The 26420-nt window shown below is 66.2% G+C and carries 25 protein-coding genes; 16 read left to right on the forward strand and 9 right to left on the reverse strand.

Going from position 1 to position 26420, the window contains the following annotated elements; all coding sequences use genetic code 11:
• Positions 1-4 precede the first annotated feature (4 nt).
• Positions 5-1105 carry an ABC transporter substrate-binding protein gene (locus JYG37_RS31835; RefSeq protein ID WP_204384521.1) on the reverse strand — a complete coding sequence of 367 codons (1101 nt, stop codon included), beginning with the start codon at positions 1103-1105 and terminating at the stop codon, positions 5-7.
• A gap of 318 nt (positions 1106-1423) precedes the next feature.
• Between JYG37_RS31835 and JYG37_RS31840 the strand changes: the two genes are divergently transcribed.
• The 10 genes from JYG37_RS31840 to JYG37_RS31885 all read left to right on the forward strand — a co-directional run bounded on the left by JYG37_RS31840 (position 1424) and on the right by JYG37_RS31885 (position 10101).
• Complete coding sequence (locus JYG37_RS31840) at positions 1424-1774, forward strand: RidA family protein (protein ID WP_176015987.1); 351 nt, start codon at positions 1424-1426, stop codon at positions 1772-1774.
• A gap of 18 nt (positions 1775-1792) precedes the next feature.
• Positions 1793-3037: a D-amino acid dehydrogenase gene (locus JYG37_RS31845; protein ID WP_176015973.1), complete on the forward strand. Its 1245-nt coding sequence runs from the start codon at positions 1793-1795 to the stop codon at positions 3035-3037.
• Complete coding sequence (locus JYG37_RS31850) at positions 3034-3849, forward strand: maleate cis-trans isomerase family protein (protein ID WP_176015974.1); 816 nt, start codon at positions 3034-3036, stop codon at positions 3847-3849. The genes JYG37_RS31845 and JYG37_RS31850 overlap by 4 nt, the downstream gene beginning before the upstream one ends.
• Before the next feature lie 91 nt (positions 3850-3940).
• Positions 3941-4642, forward strand: a complete 702-nt coding sequence (locus JYG37_RS31855) for a GntR family transcriptional regulator (protein WP_050016945.1) — start codon at positions 3941-3943, stop codon at positions 4640-4642.
• 154 nt (positions 4643-4796) lie between these two features.
• Positions 4797-5681, forward strand: a complete 885-nt coding sequence (locus tag JYG37_RS31860; RefSeq protein WP_050016946.1) for a glycosyltransferase family 2 protein — start codon at positions 4797-4799, stop codon at positions 5679-5681.
• 78 nt (positions 5682-5759) lie between these two features.
• A complete protein-coding gene (locus JYG37_RS31865) occupies positions 5760-6695 on the forward strand; it encodes a dihydrodipicolinate synthase family protein (RefSeq protein WP_089490392.1) in 936 nt (311 codons plus the stop codon).
• 104 nt (positions 6696-6799) lie between these two features.
• Positions 6800-7978 (forward strand): L-rhamnonate dehydratase, encoded by a 1179-nt coding sequence (rhmD, locus tag JYG37_RS31870; protein ID WP_050016950.1) that lies wholly within the window; start codon positions 6800-6802, stop codon positions 7976-7978.
• Between the two features lie 17 nt (positions 7979-7995).
• The gene (gene lra1 / locus JYG37_RS31875) at positions 7996-8784 is read left to right on the forward strand and encodes an L-rhamnose 1-dehydrogenase Lra1 (RefSeq protein ID WP_050016952.1); all 789 of its coding nucleotides are present in this window, start codon (positions 7996-7998) and stop codon (positions 8782-8784) included.
• A 17-nt stretch (positions 8785-8801) separates the two neighbouring features.
• Positions 8802-9116, forward strand: coding sequence for an L-rhamnose mutarotase (gene rhaM / locus JYG37_RS31880; RefSeq protein ID WP_050016972.1), 315 nt, complete (start codon positions 8802-8804; stop codon positions 9114-9116).
• An 88-nt stretch (positions 9117-9204) separates the two neighbouring features.
• Complete coding sequence (locus JYG37_RS31885; RefSeq protein WP_213346664.1) at positions 9205-10101, forward strand: amidohydrolase family protein; 897 nt, start codon at positions 9205-9207, stop codon at positions 10099-10101.
• Positions 10102-10229: 128 nt separating this feature from the next.
• Here JYG37_RS31885 and JYG37_RS31890 read toward each other — a convergent pair whose 3' ends face one another.
• Complete coding sequence (locus tag JYG37_RS31890) at positions 10230-11084, reverse strand: SDR family oxidoreductase (RefSeq protein WP_050016974.1); 855 nt, start codon at positions 11082-11084, stop codon at positions 10230-10232.
• 104 nt (positions 11085-11188) lie between these two features.
• Here JYG37_RS31890 and JYG37_RS31895 point away from each other — a divergent pair, with 104 nt between their 5' ends.
• A complete protein-coding gene (locus JYG37_RS31895; RefSeq protein ID WP_235356282.1) occupies positions 11189-11560 on the forward strand; it encodes a winged helix-turn-helix transcriptional regulator in 372 nt (123 codons plus the stop codon).
• Between the two features lie 191 nt (positions 11561-11751).
• Here the strand turns inward: JYG37_RS31895 and JYG37_RS31900 are convergent, their stop codons facing one another.
• Both JYG37_RS31900 and tkt read right to left on the reverse strand, forming a co-directional pair.
• Positions 11752-12066, reverse strand: a complete 315-nt coding sequence (locus JYG37_RS31900; RefSeq protein ID WP_027806289.1) for a hypothetical protein — start codon at positions 12064-12066, stop codon at positions 11752-11754.
• Positions 12067-12198: 132 nt separating this feature from the next.
• Positions 12199-14244 (reverse strand): transketolase, encoded by a 2046-nt coding sequence (gene tkt / locus JYG37_RS31905; RefSeq protein ID WP_213346665.1) that lies wholly within the window; start codon positions 14242-14244, stop codon positions 12199-12201.
• 729 nt (positions 14245-14973) lie between these two features.
• Between tkt and JYG37_RS31910 the strand changes: the two genes are divergently transcribed.
• Positions 14974-16671 (forward strand): M4 family metallopeptidase, encoded by a 1698-nt coding sequence (locus tag JYG37_RS31910; RefSeq protein WP_213346666.1) that lies wholly within the window; start codon positions 14974-14976, stop codon positions 16669-16671.
• Positions 16672-16833: 162 nt separating this feature from the next.
• Here the strand turns inward: JYG37_RS31910 and JYG37_RS31915 are convergent, their stop codons facing one another.
• Both JYG37_RS31915 and JYG37_RS31920 read right to left on the reverse strand, forming a co-directional pair.
• Positions 16834-17826 carry an ABC transporter substrate-binding protein gene (locus JYG37_RS31915; protein ID WP_050017839.1) on the reverse strand — a complete coding sequence of 331 codons (993 nt, stop codon included), beginning with the start codon at positions 17824-17826 and terminating at the stop codon, positions 16834-16836.
• A gap of 52 nt (positions 17827-17878) precedes the next feature.
• Complete coding sequence (locus JYG37_RS31920; protein ID WP_050017838.1) at positions 17879-18223, reverse strand: DUF3088 domain-containing protein; 345 nt, start codon at positions 18221-18223, stop codon at positions 17879-17881.
• A 491-nt stretch (positions 18224-18714) separates the two neighbouring features.
• Here JYG37_RS31920 and JYG37_RS31925 point away from each other — a divergent pair, with 491 nt between their 5' ends.
• The 4 genes from JYG37_RS31925 (at position 18715) to JYG37_RS31940 (ending at position 23099) form a co-directional block, all read left to right on the forward strand.
• Positions 18715-19899 carry a porin gene (locus tag JYG37_RS31925; protein ID WP_050017837.1) on the forward strand — a complete coding sequence of 395 codons (1185 nt, stop codon included), beginning with the start codon at positions 18715-18717 and terminating at the stop codon, positions 19897-19899.
• Positions 19900-20040: 141 nt separating this feature from the next.
• A complete protein-coding gene (gene soxC / locus JYG37_RS31930) occupies positions 20041-21297 on the forward strand; it encodes a sulfite dehydrogenase (RefSeq protein ID WP_050017848.1) in 1257 nt (418 codons plus the stop codon).
• Positions 21290-21814 (forward strand): c-type cytochrome, encoded by a 525-nt coding sequence (locus JYG37_RS31935; protein WP_050017836.1) that lies wholly within the window; start codon positions 21290-21292, stop codon positions 21812-21814. Before soxC ends, JYG37_RS31935 begins: the two co-directional genes overlap by 8 nt.
• A 97-nt stretch (positions 21815-21911) precedes the next feature.
• Positions 21912-23099 carry an LLM class flavin-dependent oxidoreductase gene (locus JYG37_RS31940; RefSeq protein WP_050017835.1) on the forward strand — a complete coding sequence of 396 codons (1188 nt, stop codon included), beginning with the start codon at positions 21912-21914 and terminating at the stop codon, positions 23097-23099.
• A 30-nt stretch (positions 23100-23129) separates the two neighbouring features.
• Here JYG37_RS31940 and JYG37_RS31945 read toward each other — a convergent pair whose 3' ends face one another.
• From JYG37_RS31945 to JYG37_RS31955, 3 genes are all read right to left on the reverse strand, one after another.
• A complete protein-coding gene (locus JYG37_RS31945) occupies positions 23130-24347 on the reverse strand; it encodes an acyl-CoA dehydrogenase family protein (RefSeq protein ID WP_124630961.1) in 1218 nt (405 codons plus the stop codon).
• 148 nt (positions 24348-24495) lie between these two features.
• Positions 24496-25383, reverse strand: a complete 888-nt coding sequence (locus JYG37_RS31950; RefSeq protein WP_204384525.1) for an ABC transporter permease — start codon at positions 25381-25383, stop codon at positions 24496-24498.
• Positions 25380-26369, reverse strand: coding sequence for an ABC transporter ATP-binding protein (locus tag JYG37_RS31955; RefSeq protein WP_050017832.1), 990 nt, complete (start codon positions 26367-26369; stop codon positions 25380-25382). Before JYG37_RS31955 ends, JYG37_RS31950 begins: the two co-directional genes overlap by 4 nt.
• Between the last annotated feature and the right edge of the window lie 51 nt (positions 26370-26420).

Consider the following 26420-nt stretch of genomic DNA (forward strand, 5'->3'; position numbering starts at 1 on the left):
GCGCTTACTGCTGCGCGACGACCGATTGGCGGTAGACCACCTTCTCGTACGGCTGGACTTCCCGCTGACCGTCGGCATCGAACGCGATCGCGCCGGTCACGCCGGTATACGACTTGCCCAATGCCGCGAGCGCGGTGCGAATCTTCGCCGGGTCGATGGATTGCGCGCGGCCGATCGCCGCGGCGGACAACAGCGTCGCGTCATACGCATAGCTGCCGAACGCCGAGCGCGGGGCCTCGTTGTACGCGGCCTGATAGGCGCTCGCATACGCTTTCGCGCCCGCGCCGAGCGCGGCGACTTCGAGGCCGATCTGGCCTTGCGCGATCTGCGCGGGCGTGTCGCTCGTGCACATCGTCAGGTAGATGCCGTACCACGGATGCTGGTTGAGCCGCATCTCGAATGCCTGCCGGTTCAGCGTCGCGGCTTCCTGGCCATAGGCGCTGTAGACATACGCGTCGGGCTGCGCGCGCGATGCCTGCTCCAGTTCGCGGCGATAGGTCGATTGTCCTTCCGTATAGAGCACCGTCGACACCACCGTGCCGCCGAGCGCCTCGAAACGCTTCCTGAATTCGCCGGCAATCCCCTGGCCGTAGCCGTTGTTCGGCGCGATCAGCGCGATGCGACGCAGCTTGCGGGCGTACACGTCCTGCGCGGCGAAGCGCGCGGACAGGTCGTCCAGCCCGATCACGCTGAACGAGCCCGCGCCGATCTTGCGCACCTGCTGGCTCGACGAGCCGATGTTGATGTGCACGTCGCCCTGGCGCACCAGGAACTGTCCGACCGGTATCGTGACCGACGACGAGAATTCGCCGAGCACGACCGGCACGTGTTCGACGGTCGCGAGCTTGCGCGCGGCGTCGAGCGCGGTATTGGCCGAGCCGCCCGAATCCTCGATGCGCACGGCGAGCTTCTGGCCCAGCACGCCGCCTTTCGCATTGATCTGCGCGACGGCCAGCTCGATGCCGCGGCGCTGGTCTTCGCCGATCGACGCACTCGCGCCGGTCAGCGGCAGCACCGCGCCCACGCTGACGTCGGCGTGCGCAGCGCCCGACGCAAGCGCCCCGAGCGCGATCCAGATACCGATACTCCACTGACTTGCCTTCATCTTCGTTCTCCCGTCGCATGGTCGGCCGCACGGTTGGCGGCATGGTTTGATATACAGAAGTGTCGACAGAATCACAGAACAAAAATCGTTTGCAAATAAATTTTCGAGCCGCTGCGACGAATAGCGAAAGTCTTGTTTGAGATAGAAAATTTTCCCTGTTTTCATGCATTTATGCACGCGGATAAAGCGCGTGGATAGCCCTGGTGCATGGGCGCGCCAATCCGGCGCAATCGAGAATATTTCTGAAAAAAGTGTATACAGAGGTGAATTGCAGTGCTTAAATCTGCCCAACTCGACACGACCTCGGAGGGCAGTCAGATGGTGGAGATCAAGCGATACGGCGTAAGTGAACGGATGAGCCAACTGGTGGTCGCGGGCGGGCTGGCCTTCGTCGCGGGGCAGGTGGCGGACGACACGTCGCTCGACGTGGCGGGGCAGACCCGGCAGATTCTCGACAAGATCGACCGGCTGCTCGAAGACGCGGGGCTCGACAAGCGCCGGATCGTGTCCGCGAGCATCTGGCTGGCCGACTATCGCAGCTTCGCCGAGATGAACAGCGTATGGGACGCGTGGGTGCCGCAGGGCGAGTCACCGGCACGCGCGTGCGTCGAATCGAAGCTCGCGTTTCCGCAGTACACGGTCGAGATCGCGGCGATCGCCGCGAGCTAGCGCAGGGAGAACCAGACGATGAAGACGATCGTGCTCGGCGGCGGCATCGTCGGCGTGACCACTGCGTATTTTCTCGCGAAGGCCGGCGACGAGGTGACGGTGATCGAACGTCGCGACGGCGTCGCGCTCGAAACGAGCTTCGCGAATGCGGGGTTGATCGCGCCCGGCCATTCGTACACCTGGGCGTCGCCGCGCGCGCCGAAGATTCTGTTCAAGTCGCTGTTTGCCGACGGCCAGGCGCTGCGGCTCAAATGGACGCCCGACTGGCGGATGTGGGCCTGGTGCGCGCTGTTCCTGCAGAACTGCACGGCCGAGCGCTCGCGCCGCAACACGTCGATCAAGGTGAGGCTGTGTCGTTACGCGCAGCAGCGGCTTCAGCAGGCGACGAATGATGAACTGCTCGAGTACGACCGGACGAGCGGAGGATTGTTGTACCTGTATCGCGACCCTGCATCGTTCGAGCGCGGCGTCGCGAACATGCGGATTCTGACCGACAACGGCCTGCCGCTCGACATCCTCGATGCGCGGGCCACCGTCGAACGCGAGCCGGCGCTGCGCCACGCGGTGGCCGGGATCGCGGGCGCGATCCATTGCCCGAGCGACGAGAGCGGCGACGCGCATCTGTTCACGCGCGCGCTGGCCGAGCGCTGCCGCGCGCTCGGCGTCGAATTCCGCTTCGGCACGTCGATCGACGGCGTGCGCGCGAGCGCCGATGCGATCGACTACGTCGAGACGTCGCAGGGCCGCGTGACCGGCGATCGATACGTGCTCGCACTCGGCGCGTACTCGCCGTTCGTCGCTCGATCGCTCGGCTACCGGCTGCCGATCTATCCGGTCAAGGGGTACTCGGTCACGCTGCCGATCGACGACACGCACGAGCCGCCCGCGCTCGGCGGCGTCGAGGAGAACCAGCTCGTCGCATGGGCGCGCTTCGGCAACCGGCTGCGGCTGACCGCGACCGCCGAGTTCAGCGGCTACGACACCACGCATTCGCCGGGCGATTTCGCGCACATGCTCGCGACCGCGCAGGCGCTGTTCCCGAACGGCGCCGACTACGCGAAGCCGTCGTATTGGGCCGGGCTGCGGCCGATGACGCCGGAGGGCACGCCGATCATCGGCGCATCCCGGCACCGCAACCTGTTTTTCAACACCGGCCACGGCCATATGGGCTGGACCATGTCGTGCGGCACCGCGAAGATCGTCGCGGATCTGATCCACGGCAAGCGGCCCGACATCGACATCACCGGGATGACCCTGCAATGAGCGAACTTCTTTCCACCTCCGAGGCGTCCGATCCGGTTGTCGGCGCCGGCCCGGCGCGCGACGCGTACGCGCGCTTCGATTTCTCGCTCGACGCCGGCATCGCGCGGCGCGCGGCGATCGGCCTCGTCGTGCTGGCGACCGATCATACGATCGAATACGAGTGGCGACGTCTGCTCGCGATCGATGGCGTCGCGTTCTACGAAAGCCGGATCGCGAATTCCGCCGAGATCACCGCCGAGACGCTCGCGCGGATGGACGGCGGGATCTGCGCCGCGGTCGAATTGATCCGGCCGGGCGAGCGCCTCGACGTCGTCGCGTTCGGCTGCACGTCGGCGTCGATGGTGCTCGGCGAGGAGCGCGTGTTCGAGCGCATCCGCGAGGCGCGGCCCGGCGTCGCATGCACCACGCCGATTACCGCGGCGCGCGTCGCGCTGACGGCGCTCGGCGCGCGCGGGGTCGCGCTGCTGACGCCGTACGAGCGCACGATCAACGATGCGATGGCCGCGTACCTGCGCGCGCGCGGCGTCGATATCGTGCGGGTCGGATCGTTCGAGCACCGCGACGACAACGAGGTCGCCCGCATCGAGCGCGCGTCGATCGAGCACGCGGTGCTGACGCTCGCCGCCGATCCGGCCGTCGATGCCGTATTCGTGTCGTGCACGAGCCTGCGCATCGTCGATGCGCTGGCCGATATCGAAGCGCGCGCGGGCAAACCCGTACTGTCGAGCAATCACGCGCTCGCCTGGCACGCGCTGCGGCTCGCGGGCATCGACGATCCCGTGCCGGGCTTCGGCAGCTTGCTGATGCGCTGACGCATGGCTCGTGCATGTAAAAAGAACGCGCGCGGGCAAATTGCCGATGGATAATGACGCGCGGTGACAACAGGTGGAACCAGGAGACGAGATGTCGACTTCCGTTATGGCTGGCCGGGAGACCGCGGCGCCGACGCGCACGGGCCTCACGGTCAACGAGATTTACGAGCAGTTGAAACAGATGGCCGTGCTGTACGAGATCCGGCCGGGCGAGCGGTTCAACGAGCTGGAGCTTGCCGAGCGCTTCAACGTGAGTCGCACGCCGATTCGCGAGGCGCTGAATCGGCTCGTTGCCGAAAACCTGCTGGTGTTCGTGCCGAACCGCGGTTTCTTCATTCGGGAACTGGAGGGGAAGGATGTGTTCGATCTGTTCGAATTGCGTCGCTCGATCGAAACGACCGCGGTGATGCTCGCATGCGAGCGCGGGTCGGACAACGACATCAAGGCGTTGCGTCGCTTCTGGAAGCAGGTGATGAAGAATGCGGCGCGGATGTCGTCGGCCGAGCTGGTCGTCAAGGACGAGCAGTTTCACCTGGAGCTGGCCGCGTTGTCGGGCAATGCCGAGATCGGCCGGGTGCTGCAAGGGATCAACGCGCGCATTCACTACGTGCGCTGGGTCGACGTCGATCAGCGACGCAACGAGGCGTTTACCGAGCATCTCGAGATTCTCGACGCGCTTGCCGAACGCGATGCGGAACGTTGCGCGACGCTGACCGACACGCATATCCGCTGGCGGATGGAAGAGATCACGCGCGTCGTCCAGGCGAGCGTCGTCAAGCTGTACGCAAGATAAAGCAAGACCGGCCGCGGCGCCTGCGACGATCGCGTACAGCACGCGAACGGGCAGGGCAGGCTGGTCGACGAGACAAGCAGTCGTGCAAAGGAGGACGGGCCGCCCGGATCGACCGGCGCGGCGCATCGCTACTTGATCGTCACGAGGTGCCGTCATGACACACGGTACGTTGGTCACGCTGTATAAACCCTCCGCGGCGCAGATCGAGCATTTGCTGACCTTGCCCGCGAAAAGCCCCGTCGTCGTCGCGGTCGACAATTCGCCCGTCGCCGATCGTGCGCTGTACGCACGGCTCGCCGCAGGCGGCGTCGACGTGATCGCGAATCACAATCGCGGCGGCATCGCCGGTGCGTTCAACGCCGGCGTCGAATTCCTGATCGGCCGCGGCTGCGACGTCTTCTTCATCTTCGATCAGGATTCGCACGTTCCGGACGACTATTTCGATCGCATGCTGGCCGGCTGCGCGCGGGTGGGCGACAGCCGCTTCCTGGTCGGCCCGCGGATCTTCAACCGCAATTTCCAGCGCGACCTGCCGTTGTTCACGGTGCGCCGCTGGTCCGCGCAGATCACGCCGATCCACGGCGGCGCGCACGGCCTGCTGTCGTGCTCGGTCATCATCTCGTCGGGCACCGCAATCTCGCTCGACGCGTATCGCGCGCTCGGCCGCTTCCGCGAGGACTTCTTCATCGACCACGTCGACGCGGAATACTGCATGCGCGCGCAGGCGCACGGCGTGCCGGTGCGCGTCAACGCCGACGTGTCGCTGCCCCATGAACTCGGCAGCCCGTCCGCGCAGCAGCACTGGCCGCGCGTCGAGATATTCGATCAGAGCGCGCTGCGCCACTACTATGCGGCGCGCAACTGTATCCTCGTCGCGCGCGACTACTGGCGGCGCTATCCGGCGATGCTGCTGATCAATCTCATCACGCTCAAGCACGTCGCGTTCGTGCTGCTGCATGCGCGCAACAAGCGCCTGAAGCTGAAGGCGATCTATTGCGGCGTGACGGACGGGTTGCGAGGGCGGTACGGGCGTGTATGACGCGTGATTTATCGCGGTATGGGCGCACGACAAACGCACCATACAATTCGGATCACTGATTATAAGAGAGGGTTTCAGATGAGCTTGTCTACGCCGATTCACCGCCGCTATACGGGCGCGTTTTCCGTCGCGCCGACGATCTTCACCGAGTCGGGCGAGATCGATATGCCGGGCCAGAAGCGCTGTGTCGACTTCATCATCGACGCGGGAGCGGACGGCCTGTGCATCCTCGCGAACTACTCGGAACAGTTTTCGTTGACCGACGACGAGCGCGAGCGGCTCATCGCGGCGATCCTCGAACACGTGGCGGGACGCGTGCCGGTGATCGTGACGACCACGCATTTCAATCCGACGATCTGCGCGGCGCGCAGCCGCGCCGCGCAGGAGGCCGGTGCGGCGATGGTGATGGTGATGCCGCCGTACCACGGCGCGACGATTCGTTGCGGCGAGGCCGCGATCGAGCAGTTCTATGCGGCGCTTTCCGACGCGATCGAGATCCCGATCATGTACCAGGACGCGCCGATGAGCGGCACGCAGGTATCGGCCGCGTTTCTGGCGCGCCTCGCGCACACGATTCCGAATCTGCGCTATTTCAAGATCGAGGTGCCGCAGTCGGCGTCGAAGCTGCGCGAACTGATCGCGCTTGGCGGCGACGCGATCGAAGGGCCGTTCGACGGCGAGGAGGCGATCACGCTGCTTGCCGATCTCGATGCGGGCGCGACCGGCAGCATCCTCGGCGGCGGCTATCCGGACGGGCTGCGGCCGATTCTCGCCGCGTATCTCGCCGGGCAGCGCGACGAGGCGGTCGCCCAGTACGAGCAATGGCTACCGTTGATCAATTACGAGAACCGTCAGGCCGGCCTGCTGGCGGCGAAGGCGCTGATGAAGGAGGGCGGCGTGATCGCATCGGACGCGCCGCGCCGTCCGCTGGCGCCGCTGCATCCGGCGACGCGCGCGGGCCTGATCGAAATTGCGCGACGGCTCGACGCGCTAGTGCTGCGCTGGGCACGCTGACGCGACCGCCTGGCAGCATGACGTTGCGAATTCCGCCGCCATCCGTGCGCCCGACGCGTACGGGCGGCTTCCGCACTCGATGACCCAACCAAGGAACCCGAAGAATGAGCATGCCGACGATACGCGCGGTCCGCGCGCTGACGGTGCGTGGTGGCGGTGCCGATTACCACGATCAGGATGCCGGTCACTGGATCGACGACCACATTGCGACGCCGATGTCGCGCTACCCCGAATACCGGCAGAGCCGCCAGTCGTTCGGCATCAACGTGCTCGGCACGCTCGTGATCGAAGTCGAGGCCAGCGATGGAACGGTCGGCTTTGCGGTGACGACCGGCGGCGAGATCGGCGCGTTCATCGTCGAGCGGCATCTCGCGCGTTTCATCGAAGGGCAGTGCGTGACCGACATCGAGAAGATGTGGGATCAGATGTTCCATGCAACGCTGTACTACGGGCGCAAGGGTGTCGTGCTCAATGCGATTTCCGGCGTCGATCTCGCGCTGTGGGACCTGCTCGCGAAGGTCAGGCGGGAGCCCGTGCACCAGTTGCTCGGCGGCAAGGTGCGCGACGAGCTGGAGTTCTACGCGACCGGTGCGCGACCCGATCTCGCGAAGGAGATGGGTTTCATCGGCGGCAAGCTGCCGTTGCATCACGGCCCGGCCGAGGGCGAGGTCGGCCTGCGTCGCAATCTCGATGCGCTCGCCGAGATGCGTTCGCGCGTCGGCGCCGATTTCTGGCTGATGCTCGACTGCTGGATGAGTCTCGACGTGCCGTATGCGACGCGGCTCGCGCACGAAGCGCATGCGCTCGGCCTGAAATGGATCGAGGAATGCCTGCCGCCCGACGACTATTGGGGCTATGCGAAGCTGCGCCGCGACGTGCCGCGCGGCATGCTCGTCACGACCGGCGAGCACGAGGCGACCCGCTGGGGCTTTCGCATGCTGCTGGAGATGGAGTGCTGCGACATCATTCAGCCGGACGTAGGCTGGTGCGGCGGGCTCACCGAGTTGATGCGGATCTCGGCGCTCGCCGATGCGCGTGGCGTGCTGGTGATTCCGCACGGCTCGTCGGTCTACAGCTATCACTTCGTCGCGACGCGGCACAACAGCCCGTTCGCCGAATTCCTGATGATGGCGCCGCAGGCCGATCGTGTCGTGCCGATGTTCGATCCGCTGCTGCTCGACGAGCCGGTGCCGGTCGGCGGGCGGATGAAGGTGCCCGACACGCCCGGTTTCGGCGTGCGCCTGAATCCGGACGTGCGCATGCAGCGCCCGTATGAACACTGAGCGTACGGAGGGGCGCAATGACGAAATTGCTTGAAGACAGGATCGTCGTCGTGACGGGCGGATCGCGCGGGATCGGCCGCGCGATCGCGCTGGCGTGTGCGCGGCATGGCGCCGACGTCGTCGTCAACTACTGGACGAACCCGCTGCTGCCCACGCAGGCCGATCACGAGATCGACGCGCTCGTCGACGCGATCCGCGCGACGGGGCGCGACGCGCTGGCCGTGCCGGGCGACGTCGCGCAGCCGGACACGGCCCGCGCGCTCGTCGCGGCCGCGGTCGAACGATTCGGCCGGATCGACGTACTGGCGAGCAATGCCGGAATTTGCCCGTTCCACGGCTTCCTGGACTTGCCGCCCGAGCTGCTGCAACGGACGATGGAAGTGAACCTGCACGGTGCGTTCTACATGACCCAGGCCGTCGCCCGGCAAATGGCCGCGCAAGGGCACGGCGGCGCGATCGTCGCGACCAGCTCGATCAGCGCGCTGGTCGGCGGCGGCATGCAGACGCACTACACGCCGACCAAGGCCGGCGTCCATGCGCTGATGCAGTCGTGCGCGGTCGCGCTCGCGCCGCATCGGATTCGCTGCAATTCGGTGCTGCCGGGCACGATCCGCACCGAAATCAACGACGACGATCTCGCCGCGCCCGGCAAGACCGAGTACTTCGAGCGCCGGATTCCGCTCGGCCGCCTCGGCGAGCCGGACGACGTCGCCGACTGCGTCGTGTTTCTCGCGTCCGACATGGCGCGCTACGTGAACGGCGCCGCGCTGCTCGTCGACGGCGGCATGTACGTGAACCTGCAATGAAACCGCGAGGCATGGGCATGGAAACGATCGCCTTCAGGATGCGCCTGCACCCCGGCAAGCGGGACGAATACCGGCGCCGGCACGATGCGATCTGGCCGGAACTCGCCGACGCGCTTCGTGCAGCGGGCATCTCGGACTACTGGATCTTTCTCGACGACGACACCCATCACCTGTTCGCCGTGCTCAAACGGCCGGCCGATCACCGGATCGCGCAACTCGCCGAAAAGGACGTGATGCGTCGCTGGTGGGCGTACATGGCCGACCTGATGGCGACCGGGCCGGACGGACGTCCGGTCGAGAAATCGCTGGAGCCGATGTTCCATCTGGAATGACGCCGGCCCGTTCAACGGATCGGCAGCGCTCGGCGTGTGCCGAACCATTGCAGCGGATCATCGTGTCGCATGAACTCACGGAGCCCACATGCAGGTTGTCGATCCCCATGTCCATTTCTGGGACGCCGACGCGTTGAGCTACAGCTGGCTCGATCGCGCTCAGCCGGCGTTCTCGGGCGCGGTGGCGGACTTGCCGCGCCGCTACCTGCCCGCGGACCTGCGCGCGGACGCCGGCGCGGATATCGACGTGCTGAAGGTCGTGCATGTCGAGGCGATCCACGATGTGTGGACGACGCCGAGCGAAGTCGACTGGCTGCAGGCGCTGGCCGATGCGCCGGCGAGCGGCGGGATGCCGGACGGCATCGTCGCGGGCGTCGACCTGTTCGCGCCGGACGCACGCATCCGGCTCGCCGGCGCGGCGGCGCATCCGAACGTGCGCGGTATCCGGCAGGTGTTGAACCGGCATCCGGACCCCTGGTACAACTACGTCGACGTGGACTATCTCGCCGAACCGCGCTGGCGAGAGAACTTCGGGATGCTGAGCGAGTTCGGTTTGTCGTTCGACCTGCAGTTGTACCCGGCCCAGATTGGCGCCGCGCTCGCCGTCCTCGATGCGCATCCCGACACGTCCGTGATCGTCAATCACACGGGCATGTTCGTCGACCGGACCAGCGTGCACGGCTGGCGCGAGTGGCGCGACGGATTGCGCGGGCTCGCGCGGCGGGCGAACGTGACGATGAAGCTGTCCGGGCTCGCGATGTTCGACCATCGCTGGACGGTCGAAAGTTTCCGCCCGTACGTGCTGGAGGCGATCGACGCGTTCGGCGCGGCGCGCTGCATGTTCGCGTCGAACTTCCCGGTCGATCGGCTCCATGCCGGCTATCAGGCGCTCTGGCACGCTTATGCGGCGATCGTCGCGGGCGCCCGCGACGATGAGCGCGAGGCGCTGTTCGTCCACAATGCGCTGCGAACTTACCGGTTGTGAGCCACTTGCCCGCCATCGGGTGGCGAGCGTTGTCACCGAAGCACGTGCCGGGCGCGCGCCCCGGCAGCATCAGCCGAACCCGCACGCTGCAGCGGCGCTGGCTGATGCTTCATCGGGGCTTGTTCGCCCTAATCGCGCAACGCAGTCGCGACGACGCTCGCCAACGGCGTCGTGGGCCGACCGATCAGTCGCGCGAGGACGCCGCCGTCGTCGAACAGCGCACCGCGCGACGCGGCCACGTCGGCATCCGCGAGGACGCTGGCAAACTCGGGCGGCAACCCGGCGCTCGTCAGCACGTCGGCATAAGCGTCCTCGGCGAGATCGTTGTAGACGACGGTCTTGCCGGACTGCCGCGAAACCTCCGCGGCTAGCTGCGCCAGCGTGTACGCATCGTCTGCCGCCAGTTCATAGGTTTTTCCTGCGTGGCCGTCCGTCGTCAATACCGCGGCCGCGGCCGCCGCATAGTCCTTCCGCGCGGCGGCAGAGAAGCGCCCGTCCTTCGCGGCCCCGATGAACGCGCCATGCTCGAGCGCAGCGGGAAGGGCCATCAAATGGTTCTCGGTGTACCAGCCATTGCGCAGGAGGACGGTGGGGAGGCCGGAGGCCGCGATGACTTCTTCCGTCTGCCGATGCTCGATCGCGAGTCGGACGGGCGACGTGTCGGCGTGCAGCATGCTCGTATAGGCGAGCAACGAGACTTCAACCCGCCGGGCCGCGTCGATCACCGCGCGGTGCAATGGCAGGCGGCCGGCGACTTCGGTCGACGAGATCAGCAGGAGTTTGTCGACACCGAGGAACGCGGTGGCGAGCGTTTCAGGCCGCTTGTAGTCGGCCTCGCGCACCACCACGCCGCGCGCTTCAAGGTCGCGCGCCTTCGCCGGATTCCTGACCGCCGCGATAATCCGGTTGGCCGGCACGGTTTCAAGCAATGCGTCGATCACAAGGCGCCCGAGCTGCCCGGATGCTCCCGTTATTGCATACATGTTCATGCTCTCCGTGTATCGATAGGTGAGGCTCCAAGTGTAGGGATGAAGGTTTCCATTGGAAACCACCTATCCATCGGTTACCATCATTTTCAAGTAACCAAATGGAAACCATTCCCGGTGCGACGATGGGTTTGAGAATGCGAAAGAAGGTGGAGCCGCTTCCCGGCTGCCCGATGTCGAAATGCATGGCGTTGATCGGCGGTCTGTGGACGCCCGAACTGATCTGGTGCCTGAGCAATGGCCCGCGTCGGTTTTCGGAGTTGCGGCGCGACAACCCGACCATCACCGCGAAGGTGCTGACCGGCAGGCTGCGTGATCTGGAGGAGCGGGGCGTGATCCGGCGCAGCGTGTTGCCGACGTCGCCGCCGTCCGTGGAGTACGAGCTGACGTCGCTCGGCCAGGAACTGCTGCCGGCGATTACGTCGATCGTGGAGGTCGGGTCGCGCCTGCTGCTGCGTGACCGGGCGCGCTAGCGATTAGCGACCGCGCGGGCTATCGCGCCGCCGTCGAACGCCGGCGCTTCGTATTCGGCAAAGGCTGGTGATGCATCGGCCCTGTGATGAGTTCGCTCATCGCGTCGCGGATCCAGCGGTGGGCCGGCTCGTGATGAAAGCGCGGATGCCGAAACAGATCACCGGGTACGACACCCCGCCGGCGCAACGCTTTACGCGTCTTTCAGCCAGGGCATTTCCACGGGCGACACGACCAGTTGGCGGAATTCGCGCTTCAGATCGAAGATGAACCCGACCAGGATCATCGAGTCGGCGTAAGGAATCGGAAAGACCTGCGGATTTTCCGGGGTACGCAGCGGGCGCTCCGGCGTGTCCGCCGTCGCCGCGGCGTTTTCGCGAACGCTTTCCAGGTCGTCTGCCATGGCCGGGCCGCCGGCTTTCAGCACACGGCTACGCAGCTCGCTGAAGGGTTCGATGCGCGCGGCGTCTTCGTGGTATTCGGGCACTTCATAAACGAACCAGGACATTGTCGTCTCCCATGAGAAGGGGCGCTATTCTAACGCTACGCGCGAATCCACCGAAAATCGAGGCCGCCCACTTCTCAAAGCACATCCACGAGCCCTGCAAGGTCATCGCATCCGAGGCGGATTGCAGCAATGTCACACTTCGGATAACACCTGATGCGCCGCGCGAACCACCGCATCTACCGTGATGCCAAACTTGTCGTACACGTCCTTGATTTTCCCGGACTCGCCGAAGCTGTGCATGCCGACGAACCGGCCTTCCGGTCCGATGTACCGTTCCCAGCCCAGTTCGACCGCCGCCTCGACCGCGACCCTCGCGGGAGAAACGCCCAGCACGGCCCGCCGGTAATCGCGCGGCTGCTCCTCGAAGAGCAGGCGGCACGGCATCGATACGACGGCCGTCGGCACGCCTTCCTGTTGCAGGATGTCGCGTGCCTGGACGGCGAGGTCGACCTCCGAGCCTGTCGCGATCAGCGTGAGTTGGCGCGGCCCGCCATCGGCCTCCCGCAAAATATAGGCGCCCCGCGCCGACTTGTTTTCGTTTCCAGGCTCGTTGCGCAGGAGCGGGACCGGCTGGCGTGACAATGCGAGGAGTGCAGCTCTGCGCGGCTGTTCGAGAATCAGTTCCCAGCACTCCGCCGTTTCGACTGGATCGGCCGGCCGATAGACGGCGAGTTGCGGAATGGCGCGAAGAGCGGCGAGGTGCTCGACGGGTTGATGAGTCGGCCCATCTTCTCCGAGACCGATGGAATCGTGCGTCATCACGAAGATGGATCGCACCCGCATCATCGCGCTTAACCGGATCGCCGGGCGACAGTAGTCCGAAAAGCAAAGGAAGGTGCCGCCGTACGGAATGAGGCCGCCATGAAGGGCAATGCCGTTCATCGCGGCGGCCATGCCGTGTTCGCGGACGCCGTAGTGGAGGTATGAACCCTTGAACCGGCCAGGCTCGATCGCGATTTGGTTCTTCGTCTTCGTATTGTTGGACTGCGTAAGATCCGCCGAGCCGCCCAGCAATTCCGGAATCGCGTCGAAGAGATGATCAAGCACTTCACCGCTGGCCTTTCGGGTAGCCATTGCACGGCCACTGGCAATAAATGCCTGCCGTGCCGCCGCGATCGCCGCCTTCCAGTCATCCGGAAGCTTTCCCGCATTGCGCCGGTCGAATTCGGTGCGCAGCGCCTGCGGCGCCCGGCGGACACGCTCGTCCCACGCGAGTCTCGTCTTGCGGCCGCGCGCGCCGATCTCCCGCCATGCTTTCAGCAGGTCATCCGGGATTTCAAACGGCGGCGAATGCCAATCGAGGGCCTGGCGTGCGCCCGCGATTTCATCCTCGCCCGGGGCATCGCTATGGGCTTTCTCGGTCCCGGCCTTGGTCGGAAAGCCGAACCCGATGATCGTCCTGCATGCGATCAACGTCGGTCGGTCATGCGTTGTCCGAGCGGTCTCGATAGCGCGCCGTATCGCATTCGTGTCGTGACCGTTGATTTCCAGGACTCGCCATCCAGCCGACTGAAAGCGCTCGATCTCGTTGTCCGAAACCGCGAGCTTGGTCGCGCCGTCGATGGAAATCGAATTGTTGTCCCAGAACGCAATCAATCTGCCCAGCCGGAGGTGGCCGGCCAAGGAAATGGCCTCGTGGCTAATGCCTTCCATCAGGCAACCGTCGCCGAGAAATACGTACGTGTAGTGATCGACGAGATCATCGCCGAAGTGCGCATTCATGACGCGCTCGGCCAACGCCATGCCGACGGATTCCGCGACGCCTTGTCCGAGGGGGCCGGTCGTCAGTTCGATTCCGTCGGCGTGCGAGTACTCCGGATGGCCCGGCGTCTTGCTGCCGACTTGCCGGAAGCGCTTGAGCTCGTCGAGGGTCATGTCGGAATAGCCCGTCAGATAGAGGAGGCTGTAGAGGAGCATCGACGCGTGTCCGTTGGACAGTACCAACCGGTCTCGATCGATCCAGTGGGGATCCGACGCGTCAAATTTCATGAACTCGTTGAACAGGACCGTCGCAACGTCAGCCAACCCCATTGGCGCACCAGGATGTCCGCTGTTCGCTTTCTGCACTGCATCCATGGCGAGGAAGCGAATACAGTTCGCCAGTGCGCGAAGATGGGGGTCTCGTGGGGGCGGCACCGCTTTTGCAGCCGTCCGGGAATGTGCAGTGGGATCGCTCATCGGTTCTCCTGTTTTAGCTCGGAAAGATGAGGCTGCGGGGCAAGGTGCATGCCTTCTCGACGGCGACGAGGTTACGCCGGAATGCGCTTGATATTTGGTGTGGCCTTGCTACACGTTCTGGGATTCGACCCTTTTGAATTGATAATACGCATTATGTCAATTAAGATCGGTATAGATACCGTGCGCGGTCTGTAGCCTGCGGTCGGCCAAAGGCTCGAACATCACCGGAAGCGCTCAGCAAGATACTTCACGAATCACCTCCCACTCGTTGTCATGCGAGCATCGCTCGCCCGACGCCCATTGGACATGTGATGACTTCACGTCACAAACAGAAGATACAAAAAGCATTGAAAATTAATTTGACGGCACGCGAATCGGCAACAATCGAAATCAATATTCAATAACGAAAATCCCAACCATCCACTTGACTCGACTTCTCATCGCGCGTCCTCCTTACACACCCGCCACGACGAGAAAACCCCAAAGCGTCCCAGCCACACGCCGTCGATGCATCGCCCCCGTTACCACCGTCAACACGATCATTTCAAATTTCTCACCAAATTCCGACTTGATTGACAGCAACGACATGAAAAATTAATCCAATAGAAAATATCTTGTAATTATAAAAATCACCTCCTAGCATCCCCCTGCTGTTCGCGACATGTCTTGTTTAAAAGTCATCGCTTGATGCATTCCTCGAACAAACCCACTCATAACCTGGGGAATTACATGAAGAAACTGTCTCGACTGCTGCCCATCACCGCGATTACCGTCGCGAGTCTCAGCGCTTTTGCCCAGGCCGGCGACCAGCCGGCCGGGGTCGACAAGGCGCTGCAACTGATCCAGCAGAACCCGACCGCCTTCAGCGTGGCGGCCAGCGGCACGGCACGCACGTTGAAGTTCGCGGGGCCACAAGCAGGCGCCCCAACCGACGGCGACCAGTTCCAGGTGCGGGACGTGATCGTCGATCCCGACGGCACCGAGCACGTGCGTTTCGATCGCTTCCACGCGGGCCTGCCCGTGATAGGTGGCGACGTGGTCGTCCACTCGAGCAACGGGCAGTTGAAGCAAGCCAGCGTAACGCAGCTCGCACCGATCAACCTCGCCGGCACGATCGGCAAGGTCGGGAACCGCGCCGTGGTACGCAACGCACCCGACGTCGGTGCGACGCGGGCCAGACACATCGCGGCCGCGCGCTTCAACTCGGACGTGCGCCGCGTCGACGAGCCGGAACTCGTCGTGTTCGCCCGCGACGTCACGCCGACGCTGGCCTATGCGGTACGCGTCTACGGCAAGTCGACCGACACGCACGGCGACGCCGTGCTGTACTACGTCGACGCCCGCACCGGCGCCGTGCTCGACGCACAGGACCTGATCAAGACCGCCGCCGCGACCGGCACCGGCCGCTCGCTGTACTACGGCAACCTGACGCTCACGACGGACCAGACCGGCACGAACGCATACCGGATGCTCGATCCGGGCCGCGGCGGCGGCTCGGTCTACGATGGTCGCGGCCTGAGCTCGGACGAGGTCGAGCAAGCGACCGACCTGCCGATCTTCACGAGCAGCACGAACGTGTGGGGCAACAACACGACCACCGATCGGCAGACCGTCGCGGCAGACATCGACTACGGGCTCGCGTTGACTTGGGACTACTACAAGACCACGCACAATCGCAACGGCATCTTCAACGACGGTCGCGGCGTGAGAAGCTACGCGCACGTGGTGTTCAATACCGGCAGCGGCACGACCGGCGCGAACGCGGCATGGCTGTCGTCGCGCGTGATGGCGTACGGAGACGGCGAGCCGGGCACGCGCCTGCCGAAGCCCGTGGTGTCGGTCGACGTCGCCGGGCACGAGATGAGTCACGGCGTGACCGAGGCCACCGCCAACCTGAACTATTCGGGTGACGCGGGCGGCCTGAACGAGGCGACTTCCGACATTTTCGGCACGCTCGTGAAGTTCTACGCGAACAACCCGAACGATCCCGGCAACTACGTGATCGGCGCGCGCGTGGTGAGCGGCGGCCTGCGCAAGATGTACAAGCAGGATCTCGACGGCCGGTCGTTCAGCTGCTACCCGTCCGGCGGCTTCTCGTGGTCGAATCCGCGCCACGATCCGCATTTCACGTCGGGAGTCGGCAACCGCTTCTTCTACCTGCTGTCGGAAGGGCCGTCGGTGCCGTCGACCGACACCGGCCTGTCGAGAGCGCAACTGGTCTGCAACGGCGACACGACGTTCAGCGGGCTGGGTCGCGACAAGGCCGGCAAGATCTGGTACCGGACGCTCACCGTGTACCTGAACGCCAACTCGAACTACCCGAACGCGCGGCGTGCGTCGATCCAGGCGGCCAACGACCTGTATGGCGCGAACTCGGCGGAAAGCGCGACGGTCGCGCGCGCGTGGAGTGCTGTCGGGGTGAATTGACGGCGCTTGTGTGGATACGTCGAACGCCAGAGGTCGCGTGACGGTACTTCGCTTCGGAGGAAAGCGATTCGGTCGTGATCACGCGGCGCCGGGGTGAATGACGGGAAGTGCCGACCGATCGCCTGCATGTGCAGGCGATCGGTGGACGGTGTGTTCTTGCGGTCAGCCCCCCGCCGCCGCCACCGGATTGAACGACGTATCCCACAACGGCGCGACACGCGCCGGCCCGTCCAGCACGCCGATGCGCGCAAACACGTCCGCGACCTGCTGATGCTGCGCGATCACGTCGGGCGTCACCGGCAGCAGCGCGTAGTCTTCGCTGCGCTGATCGAACATCGAGACGAGATCCACAACCGGCACACGCGTCTCGTGATTCTGCGCGAGCGCATAGTCGCGGAAATGCCCGTTCGCCCACGCATACGCACGTCGGAACCGCAGCAGCAAATCGCCGGTCGCCGCGCGGCGACGCACATCGTCGAGCGTGCGCGGATTCGCATACACCGGAAAATTGCCCGACAGATAGCCCTTCCCCGTCTTCAGTACGCGGGCGCCGTAGCGGTTGCGCGCAAGCTGGCCGTTGTAGCCGTAGATCGCCCATGCGTCGATGTCGCCGCGATCGTACGCGGACAACCCGTCGGTCGGCGACAGGTTGATCGGCTGGATGTCGTCGAAGCTCAGGCCGGCTTCCGCCAGCTGTCGATACAGGAAATAGTGCGACGTCGTCGCGCGCACGTAGCCGACACGCTTGCCCTTCAGGTCCGCGATGCTGCGGATCGGCGTGTCCTTGCGCGCGAGCGTGACCTGGTTGTTCAGGTCTTCGCGCACGCGCGAGATGAACTTCACATTGGCTTTCTGCCGCGCGGCGAACACGGCGGGAATTTCGCTACCCGAACCGATATCGAGCGCATCCGCGTTGAGCGCCTCGATATGCAGCACGCCGTTGTTCAGTTCGCGCCAGTCGATCCGATACGGCGTGTTGTCGAGCCCGGCCGCCTGCAGCAGCGCGCGCCAGCCGCCCTTGTAGGTCGCGACGCGCAACGTCGTTCCGGCCAGATCGGCATCGGCGGCCGGCGTGGCGAACGCGGCCAATGGGTGCGCCGCGACTGCGGCGCCGGCAAGCAGCAGGCGGCGACGTACCGCCGACATTGACGACATCGGATGCTCCTGTTCGATCGGATGGAACCGGATGGAAAGCGAAACCGCCGCGTCAATGCAGCGCCGGAAAGCCGTGGCGCTCGGCCAGCAGTTCGAGGATGCGGCGCGCATCGGTGACGAAGCGCACGTCGCCGAGCGTCTGCGCGTCGTCCGGCGCGGGCTGGTCGCGGCCCAGCACGAGCACCGGCAGGCCCTGGTGCGCATCGTCGAGCGCGTCGATCACCGCGGGCCGCGGCCGCTCGAAGCCGACGCGCTTCACGTCGATACGCGCGGCGCGATCGGGCGCGCTCGCGAGCAGCCCTTCGATCGGCAGTCCATGCGGACAGACGAAGCGCTGGCCCGGATGCTTCGGATCGGCAAAGCCCGGTTCCAGCAGAAACAGTACATCGCGACTCATGTCGAATGGCTCCTTTCTCGTTGGGCGTCCCATCGGTAAGCGCGCGTATCCGTGCGCGCTGCCGTTCCCGACGCATGCCGGCCAGCGGCCGGATGCCAGACTCTACCGTCGTACCTCGCCCGGCCCTACCAACGTTTTGCGGAATCGATATGCGAACGCGCATAGCGCATCGGCCCGTCTTCGCCCAGTGGGCCGTTGCATAAACGCATCGTCATGCGAACGACGAGCACTACGGATATCGAACGATTTCATCGATCGATATGACCGCGTCCACGGGTTTCCGGCGGCCGACGTTCGCGGTCCGCACGATGCGTTCGCCGCAGCAGGCGTGCCGGACGCAATCGCGGCACACCTGCCGGGCCCGCGGCAATGAACATTACAAATCGGCCGCGCAGCGATTTACAAACCACGGATCGGCCGTTCATCGGCGCGTCCGTCGTCAATAGCATCGTGATCCTCGCAAACGTACTGACAAAAAACAGAGGTTGGTCATGATCAAAAAAACGGTAGTGCTGGGTTTGGTTTCGATCGGTTCGGTCGGCGCGCATGCGCAGAGTTCGGTGACGTTGTACGGGGTCGTCGACGCCGGCATCGCGTATACGAACAACCAGGGCGGCGCGAGCAACGTCCAGCAGACGAGCGGAAAGCTGAGCGGCAGCCGCTGGGGCCTGAAAGGCGCGGAGGATCTCGGCGGCGGCCTGCAGGCGGTCTTCACGCTGGAAAGCGGGTTCCGGCCGAGCGACGGCGGGCTCGGCCAGGGCGGCCGGCTGTTCGGCCGGTCCGCGTACGTGGGCCTCGGCAAGAAAGGGCTCGGCACGTTGACGTTCGGTCGTCAGTACGAGCCGATCACCGATCTCGTCGCGCCGTACTCGGGCGCGGGTTTCTGGTCGCCGGCCACGCACGTGGGCGACAACGACAACCTGAACCAGAGCTTCCGGCTGAACAACGCGGTGAAGTTCCGCAGCGACGCGATCGCCGGCTTCACGGCCGACCTGCTCTATGCGTTCAGCAACCAGGCCAATGGCGGCGCAGGCACCGGATTCTCGAACAACAACGCGTGGGGCGCATCGGCGAACTACGTGAACGGCGCGCTGTCGATCGGCGGCGGCTATGTGCGGTTCAATCACCCGAATGCGGCGTCGAATACGAGCGGCGCGGTGGGCGGCGCGACCTCGACCACCGGCAACGACTACAGCGGCGCGTTCTTCTACGGGCTGAATGGCGGCGTACTGAAGCAGCAGATCGGCGCGGCAGGCGCGAACTACGTGCTCGGCCGTGCGACGCTCGGCTTCGCGTGGAGCCACACGCAGCTCAATTATCTCGACGGTTCGTCGCGCAAGTTCAACAACTACGACGTGAACGCGCGCTACCAGCTCACGCCTGCGGCCACGCTGATCGGGGTCTATACGTTCACCGACGGGCGCGCGAGCGGCCTGCCGGGCACGAGCGGCCAGACGCTGAAGCCGCGCTGGCACCAGTTCACGCTCGGGTTCGACTATGCGTTGTCGAAGCGCACCGATATCTACGTGTCGGGCATCTACCAGCTCGCGGCCGGCGATGCGAGCACCTCGACGTCGGGCGGCTATCGCAAGATCGCGGCGATCTCGAACATCGGCAGCGCGTCGTCGACGAACCGCCAGCTCGCGTTCGTCAGCGGGCTGCGCGTGAAGTTCTGACGGCACGCGCATCGGGCGCGGCGCAACAAGCACGACAGGCGCGATAAGCAAAGCGGGAATCGTTGTTTGCCGCGCCGCGCCCGGTTGCCGAGAATGATCGTTTCCCCGCGCGCGATTCCCGCGCGCAACACGCGTTCGACCATGACCGATTCCCGTTTTTCTCCCCGTGCGTCGCGCAGCGGCCGGCGCGCGGCGCTGCGCCAGCTCGCCGGCGGTTGGGCTGCCGCGATGCTGCCCGCCGGCGGCGCGCTCGCAAGCCAGCCGCTCGACGTGCCGCCGTGGACGCGCACGCCCGGTGCGCCGCTGCTGTCGCCGCCGTACGGCCTGCCAGGGGAGCATGAACGCGACGTGATTCGCCGCAGCGCCCGCGCGCCTGCGCTACCCGGTTCCGGCTCGTCGATGACGCCGCTCGCCGACCTGTTCGGCGACATCACGCCGAACGGGCTCGTCTACGAGCGTCATCACGCGGGCGTGCCGGACATCGATGCGCAGCGCCATCGCGTCGTCGTGCACGGCCTCGTGCGCGCGCCGCGCGTCTTCACGATCGACGACCTGCTGCGTTTTCCGTCCGAATCGCGGATCCACTTCCTCGAATGCTCGGGCAACACGGGCAGCGAATGGAACGGCCCGAGCGGGCTGCCGGTTCAGTTCACGCACGGGTTGCTGTCGTGCTGCGAATGGACCGGCGTCCGGCTGTCGACGCTGCTCGACGAGACGGGCATCGATGCCGACGCACGCTGGCTGCTCGCCGAAGGCGCGGACGGCGCGGCGATGACGCGCAGCCTGCCGCTCGACCGGATTCTCGAGCGCGCGCTGGTCGTCTATGCGCAGAACGGCGAACGGCTGCGCCCGGAGAACGGCTACCCGGTGCGGCTGATCGTGCCGGGTTTCGAAGGCAACACGAACATCAAGTGGCTGCGACGGCTGAAGCTGGTGCGGGCGCCGGAGATGACGCGCGAGGAAACGTCGAAATACACGAATCTGCTGCCCGACGGCTGCGCGCGCCAGTTCGTGTTCGAGATGGACGCGAAGTCGGTCATCACGCGGCCGTCGGCCGGCCATCGGCTCGCCGCGCACGGCTATTACCCGATCAGCGGCTACGCGTGGTCGGGCCGTGGCCGGATTCGCGCCGTCGACGTATCGACCGACGGCGGCCGCACGTGGCGGCCCGCCCGGCTCGCCGGCGACGTACGCGACCGCGCATTGACGCGCTTCGAGGCCGACTGGGTGTGGCGCGGCGAGCCGGCCGACCTGCAAAGCCGCGCGACCGACGAGACCGGCTACGTGCAACCGACCCGTGACGCGCTCGTCGCCGCGCGCGGCCTGAACTCGCAGTACCACTACAACGGCATCCAGAACTGGCGCGTCGGCACGGACGGCGAGGTGCGCAATGCGTAAGCCGCTCGCTTGCCTGCTGGCAACCTGCGCAATGACGACGAGCGCGTTCGGCGGGGGCTTCGGCCTGGGCCAGCCGATCGATCGCGGGGCGCTCGCCGCGTGGGACATCGACGTCGCGCCGGACGGCAGCGGCTTGCCGCCCGGCGCGGGCACGGTCGCACGCGGCGGCCACGTGTTCGCCGACAAATGCGCGATGTGTCACGGCGCCGGCGGCGAAGGCGGCGTCGGCGATCCGCTCGTCGGCGGCAGCGGCTCGCTCGCGAGCGCGAAACCCAAGAAGACGGTCGGCAGCTACTGGCCGTACGCGACGACGCTGTTCGACTACATTCGCCGGGCGATGCCGTACAACGCGCCGCAATCGCTGAGCACGGACGACGTCTATGCGGTCACCGCGTACGTCCTCCACCTGAACGGCATCGTGCCCGGCGACGCCCGGCTCGACGCACGTACGCTGCCGCGCGTACAGATGCCGAACCGCGACGGCTTCGTGTCGGACCCGCGGCCGGGCCAGCTATGACGCGCGTCGCTTCGCTTGCCGCCGCATCAGCCGCATCAGCCGCATCAAGCAGCCCACCCGCGCGCAGTGCGTCGCCCCTTTCAGCAAGGACCCCGTGATGAGCGATTCCTCCGTCACCGCCCCGCTCGCGCCGTCGCCGTTCGTCGACGTTCGTTCGCCGGCGGATTTCCCCGACAGCCCCGTGTCGCGCACGCTCGCGCAGCCGCTGATGCTCGGGCTGTTCCTGCCGATCCAGGCCGGCGGCTGGAGCGCGTCGACGCTGCCGCGCTCGACCGACTGGACGTTCGACTACAACGCCGATCTCGTGGCCCGCGCCGAAGCGCTCGGCTTCGATCTCGTGTTCGCGCTGTCGCAGTGGCTGCCGAAAGGCGGCTACGGCGGCGTGTTCGACGGCCACGCGCTCGACTCGTTCATGACGCTGGCCGCGCTGACCGCGCGCACCGAGCGGATCATCCTCGTCGCGACGAGCCACGTGCTCTACGGGCCGTGGCATCCGCTGCATTTCGCGAAGTTCACCGCGACGCTCGACCACATCTCGCGCGGGCGCTGGGGCATCAACGTGGTGACCGGCCACCGCGCGATCGAACACGAGATGTTCGGCTGGAACCGGATCGAACACGACCGGCGCTACGAGATGGCCGCGGAATTCCTCGACGCGGTCCAGCAGTTGTGGGCGCAACCGGATAATTTCAGCTACACGCCCGAACTGTCGAGCTGGCGACTGGGCGGCGCATTCGTGACGCCGAAGCCGCGCTACGGGCGCCCGCTGCTGATCAACGCGACGGGTTCCGATGCGGGCATCGCGTTCGCCGCACGCTATTCGGACATCGTGTTCGTCACGAGCCCGGCCGGCCCCGACGCCGAACGCGCGATCGACGCGCTGCCCGCGCATACCGCACGCGTGAAGGCGGCCGCCGCCGCGCGCGGCCGCACGATCCGCACGCTGCTCAATCCGCTCGTGATCTGCCGCGAAACCGCGGCCGAAGCGCGCGCGTACCGCGACGCGATCGTCGCGCATGCGGACGAAGGCAGCTTCCACCGCTTCGACAGCGACGCGCATGCGTGGCGCGGTGGGTTCGAGCAGCGGGCGCAAGCCGCCGCGCGCGCGATCGGCGGCAACATCTCGATCACCGGCTCGCCGGAAGAAGTCGCCGATACCATCGTACGGCTGCACCGCGCGGGTATCGACGGTATCCAGTTGAGTTTCTACGACTTCAAGCCCGATCTCGACTGCTTCGGCGAGCGCGTGCTGCCGCTGCTGCGCGAAGCCGGCTTGCGGCGTTGACGACGGCGCAGCAGCAGTCGCCGGCCGTCGTCAGAACACGCGCCCTTCGGTCAGGTGCGTCGTCACGCCGTTCAATACGTAGTCGCCGATCACGCGCGCCTTGTGCAGCAACGGGTTGTGGCTGAAGATCGTGCGCAGGTTGCGCCAGTGGCGATCGAAGTTGTGCTCGCGCGCCGTCGCCGATGCGCCGCCCACTTCGAACAGCCGCTCGGCCGCATGCAGCGCGAGCTTGCTGACGATCAATTGCGTGCGCGCGGTCGCGAGCGCACTGTCGAGCACGAGCGCATCCGCGTCGGCCGCGCCTGCTTCGATCGCGTCGGCGGAGCGGTCGAGCGCGCGTGCGTTTTCTCGTACGAGCGCGTCGATCGCGTGACTATGCGCGGACAGCTCGCCGACGATCTGCTGAACAAAATGATCGTCGCGCGCGGTCGGCGCGGGGCTGTGCAGCGCGGGCCGGCCGTGCTCGAGCACGTAGCGGCGTGCATCGGCCACCACGTTGCGCACGATGCCGGCGCCCGTCGCGACGAGATGAAGCTGCCGCAGCGCGCCGCAATGACGGCCGACGAGCGTCGACCCGTCCCGCGGGGCCACTTCGTCCGCGAACACCTGCACGTCGTTCAGCAACAGGCTGCCGCTCGCGGTCATGCGCTGGCCCATCCCGTCCCAGTCGTCGAGCACCTGCAGGCCATCGCGCGCGACGGGAATGATCACCGCGAGCGCGTCGCCCTGCTCGTTCTCCACGTTGATGCGCGCAAAATCGGCAAACGCGGTGCCCGTCGAATAGTATTTGCGGCCCGTCACGCGGCAGTGGTCGCCGTCGCGGCGCAGCACGGTCGTGTTCTCGCCCGGGCGCGACGTACCGCGCTCGGTCGACGCGCCGCCGAAGATCGCGCCACTGAGCACACGCTCGAGTTGCACGTCGTTGAACGCCGTGCGCGGCGACAGCCGCAGCGTCTCGGTCTGGTCGTAGTGGATGCGCAGCGCGTGCGCGAGATTCGAATCGGCGGCCGCGAGCGTCGCGATCGACTCGAACAGGTCGACCAGCGTGCCGCCGAGGCCGCCGCGTGCGACCGGAATCCGCAGCGCACCCAGCGTCGAGCGCCGGAAGATCGCGAACCCTTCGAACGGCAGTTCGCGACGCGCCTCGCGTTGCGCGGCGTCCTGGCCGATCGCGGTCGCGAGATCGGGCAGCGCGGCAAGCGCGTCGCGCAATGCGTCGCGCGGATCGACGGCATCACGGGCAGTCATTCGGCAGGTCCTTGTTCGGGGAGATCGGGGCGTGTCGCGGCAGCGCGCGACACGGTGTCCGCAAGTATAGGGACGCCCCCGCCGCGCGTAAAAAGCCGATTTCAGCTTACGTTATGCCCGCGCCGGGATTGATCGCGTACGGACGCCGTCAGTGCTGAATGCCCCAGCGCCGCACGGTCACGCGCTCGAGCGTATCGAACACGAGGTTCTCGACCAGCAGCCCGATCACGATGACGGCCGCGAGACCGGCGAACACGCGGTCCGTATACAGCTCGTTGCGGTTCTGGAAGATGTACCAGCCGAGGCCGCCCTGCCCCGCGCTCGCGCCGAACACGAGCTCGGCGGCGATCAGCGTGCGCCACGCGAAGGCCCACCCGACGCGCAGCCCCGACAGGATCGACGGCAGCGCGGCCGGCACGAGGATCAGCGCGATCTGGCGCAGGCCCGTGAGCCCGTAGTTGCGCCCGGCCATTTTGAGCGTGGCGGGCACGCCGACGAAGCCGGTATAGATGCTCAGCGCGAGCGGCCACAGCACCGCGTGCACGAGCACGAACAGCAGGCTGCCGGTGCCGAGCCCGAACCACAGCAGCGCGATCGGCAGCAACGCGATCGACGGCAGCGGATTGAACATCGACGTGAGCATCGTCAGCAGATCGCGGCCGATGCGCGTCGATACCGCGAGCGACGTCAGCGCGAACGCCAGCAGCACGCCCAGCGCATAGCCGCGCAGCAGCACCGACATCGAGATGCCGGTCTTCACGAGCAGTTCGCCCGACTCGATGCCCTGCACGAACGCGGCCAGCGTCGCGCCGAAGGTCGGCACGAGCAGATCGTTCGCGACGATGCGCGCGACGATCTCCCATGCGGCGATCAGCGCGAGCGCGATGACGCTGCGGCGAAACCATGCGGCACCGGCGATGCGGCGCGGCAGCGGCGCCGGCGCCGCGCGCGCGGCGTCGGGCAGCGTGTCGAGCGTGCGCGTATATTCGGCACGCACGGGCGGCAGCGGCGGCACGGCCGGATCGATCGTACTCATGATGCGGCGTCCTCCGTCGTCGGTACGTGCGGTGCGTCGGTGTCGAACAGCAGGCGATGGATCCGTGCGACGTTGTCGCGGAAGTCGCCGGTATCGACGTTGTCGAGCGAATGCTCGTGACTGTTGAGCTCCGCGCGCACGCGGCCCGGGTGCGGCGACAGCAGCAGAATCCGGTTGCCGACCACGAGCGCCTCCTCGATCGAGTGCGTGACGAACAGCAGCGTGAAGCGGAATTCATCCCACAGCCGCAGCAGTTCCGCCTGCATCTTGCGGCGCGTGAGCGCATCGAGCGCGGCGAACGGCTCGTCCATCAGCAGCACGCGTGGCTGCATCGCCAGCGCCCGCGCAATCGCGACGCGCTGTTTCATGCCGCCCGACAACGTATGCGGATAGGCGTCGGCAAACGTGCCGAGGCCGACCTTGTCGAGATAGTGCAGCGCGCGCTCGCGTGCTTCGGCGCGCGACAGCTTCGCGGCGGCGCGCAACGGAAACGCGACGTTCTCGACGACCGTCTTCCACGGCGGCAACTGATCGAATTCCTGGAACACGACGATGCGGTCGGGCCCCGGCCCGCGCACCGGCCGGCCGTCGAGCGCGATCGAACCCGCGACGGGCTCGATGAAGCCGGCGATCGCCTTCAGCAGCGTCGACTTCCCGCAGCCCGATGGGCCGAGCAGCACGAAGCGGTCGCTGCCGTACACGTCGAAGCTCACCTGATGCGTCGCACGAACGATCCGCGCGCCGCTGCGGTATTCGAGGCTGACCTGGTCGATCGCCAGCAGACGTTCGCTGTGCGTGCCGGCCTGCGCGGCGTTCGCGGCCGGGCGATCGTCGGCACGCGTATCGGCCACGGCCGGCGCGGCCGGCGACGCGCCGCCACGTGCCGCATACGGCGGCAACCAGGTTCGGGGAGAAGTGGCGTTCACGATCGAATCTCTTGCGGGAAAACCATCAACATACGGCCGGGCGCCGTGCGGACCAACCATCGATTGCGCATATCGAAACCGCACCGACGCATAAGCGTCGATCGCGGCGCC

The sequence above is a fragment of the Burkholderia sp. LAS2 genome (genome assembly GCF_018417615.1).
In the GTDB taxonomy this organism is placed as follows: domain Bacteria; phylum Pseudomonadota; class Gammaproteobacteria; order Burkholderiales; family Burkholderiaceae; genus Burkholderia; species Burkholderia sola.

What these genes read in the sequence shown, in the direction of transcription:
- JYG37_RS31835 (WP_204384521.1), bottom strand. Translation starts at nt 1,105, where the DNA reads ATGAAGGCAAGTCAGTGGAGTATCGGTATCTGGATCGCGCTCGGGGCG.
- JYG37_RS31840 (WP_176015987.1), top strand. Translation starts at nt 1,424, where the DNA reads ATGGTGGAGATCAAGCGATACGGCGTAAGTGAACGGATGAGCCAACTG.
- JYG37_RS31845 (WP_176015973.1), top strand. Translation starts at nt 1,793, where the DNA reads ATGAAGACGATCGTGCTCGGCGGCGGCATCGTCGGCGTGACCACTGCG.
- JYG37_RS31850 (WP_176015974.1), top strand. Translation starts at nt 3,034, where the DNA reads ATGAGCGAACTTCTTTCCACCTCCGAGGCGTCCGATCCGGTTGTCGGC.
- JYG37_RS31855 (WP_050016945.1), top strand. Translation starts at nt 3,941, where the DNA reads ATGTCGACTTCCGTTATGGCTGGCCGGGAGACCGCGGCGCCGACGCGC.
- JYG37_RS31860 (WP_050016946.1), top strand. Translation starts at nt 4,797, where the DNA reads ATGACACACGGTACGTTGGTCACGCTGTATAAACCCTCCGCGGCGCAG.
- JYG37_RS31865 (WP_089490392.1), top strand. Translation starts at nt 5,760, where the DNA reads ATGAGCTTGTCTACGCCGATTCACCGCCGCTATACGGGCGCGTTTTCC.
- rhmD (WP_050016950.1), top strand. Translation starts at nt 6,800, where the DNA reads ATGAGCATGCCGACGATACGCGCGGTCCGCGCGCTGACGGTGCGTGGT.
- lra1 (WP_050016952.1), top strand. Translation starts at nt 7,996, where the DNA reads ATGACGAAATTGCTTGAAGACAGGATCGTCGTCGTGACGGGCGGATCG.
- rhaM (WP_050016972.1), top strand. Translation starts at nt 8,802, where the DNA reads ATGGAAACGATCGCCTTCAGGATGCGCCTGCACCCCGGCAAGCGGGAC.
- JYG37_RS31885 (WP_213346664.1), top strand. Translation starts at nt 9,205, where the DNA reads ATGCAGGTTGTCGATCCCCATGTCCATTTCTGGGACGCCGACGCGTTG.
- JYG37_RS31890 (WP_050016974.1), bottom strand. Translation starts at nt 11,084, where the DNA reads ATGTATGCAATAACGGGAGCATCCGGGCAGCTCGGGCGCCTTGTGATC.
- JYG37_RS31895 (WP_235356282.1), top strand. Translation starts at nt 11,189, where the DNA reads ATGGAAACCATTCCCGGTGCGACGATGGGTTTGAGAATGCGAAAGAAG.
- JYG37_RS31900 (WP_027806289.1), bottom strand. Translation starts at nt 12,066, where the DNA reads ATGTCCTGGTTCGTTTATGAAGTGCCCGAATACCACGAAGACGCCGCG.
- tkt (WP_213346665.1), bottom strand. Translation starts at nt 14,244, where the DNA reads ATGAGCGATCCCACTGCACATTCCCGGACGGCTGCAAAAGCGGTGCCG.
- JYG37_RS31910 (WP_213346666.1), top strand. Translation starts at nt 14,974, where the DNA reads ATGAAGAAACTGTCTCGACTGCTGCCCATCACCGCGATTACCGTCGCG.
- JYG37_RS31915 (WP_050017839.1), bottom strand. Translation starts at nt 17,826, where the DNA reads ATGTCGTCAATGTCGGCGGTACGTCGCCGCCTGCTGCTTGCCGGCGCC.
- JYG37_RS31920 (WP_050017838.1), bottom strand. Translation starts at nt 18,223, where the DNA reads ATGAGTCGCGATGTACTGTTTCTGCTGGAACCGGGCTTTGCCGATCCG.
- JYG37_RS31925 (WP_050017837.1), top strand. Translation starts at nt 18,715, where the DNA reads ATGATCAAAAAAACGGTAGTGCTGGGTTTGGTTTCGATCGGTTCGGTC.
- soxC (WP_050017848.1), top strand. Translation starts at nt 20,041, where the DNA reads ATGACCGATTCCCGTTTTTCTCCCCGTGCGTCGCGCAGCGGCCGGCGC.
- JYG37_RS31935 (WP_050017836.1), top strand. Translation starts at nt 21,290, where the DNA reads ATGCGTAAGCCGCTCGCTTGCCTGCTGGCAACCTGCGCAATGACGACG.
- JYG37_RS31940 (WP_050017835.1), top strand. Translation starts at nt 21,912, where the DNA reads ATGAGCGATTCCTCCGTCACCGCCCCGCTCGCGCCGTCGCCGTTCGTC.
- JYG37_RS31945 (WP_124630961.1), bottom strand. Translation starts at nt 24,347, where the DNA reads ATGACTGCCCGTGATGCCGTCGATCCGCGCGACGCATTGCGCGACGCG.
- JYG37_RS31950 (WP_204384525.1), bottom strand. Translation starts at nt 25,383, where the DNA reads ATGAGTACGATCGATCCGGCCGTGCCGCCGCTGCCGCCCGTGCGTGCC.
- JYG37_RS31955 (WP_050017832.1), bottom strand. Translation starts at nt 26,369, where the DNA reads ATGGTTGGTCCGCACGGCGCCCGGCCGTATGTTGATGGTTTTCCCGCA.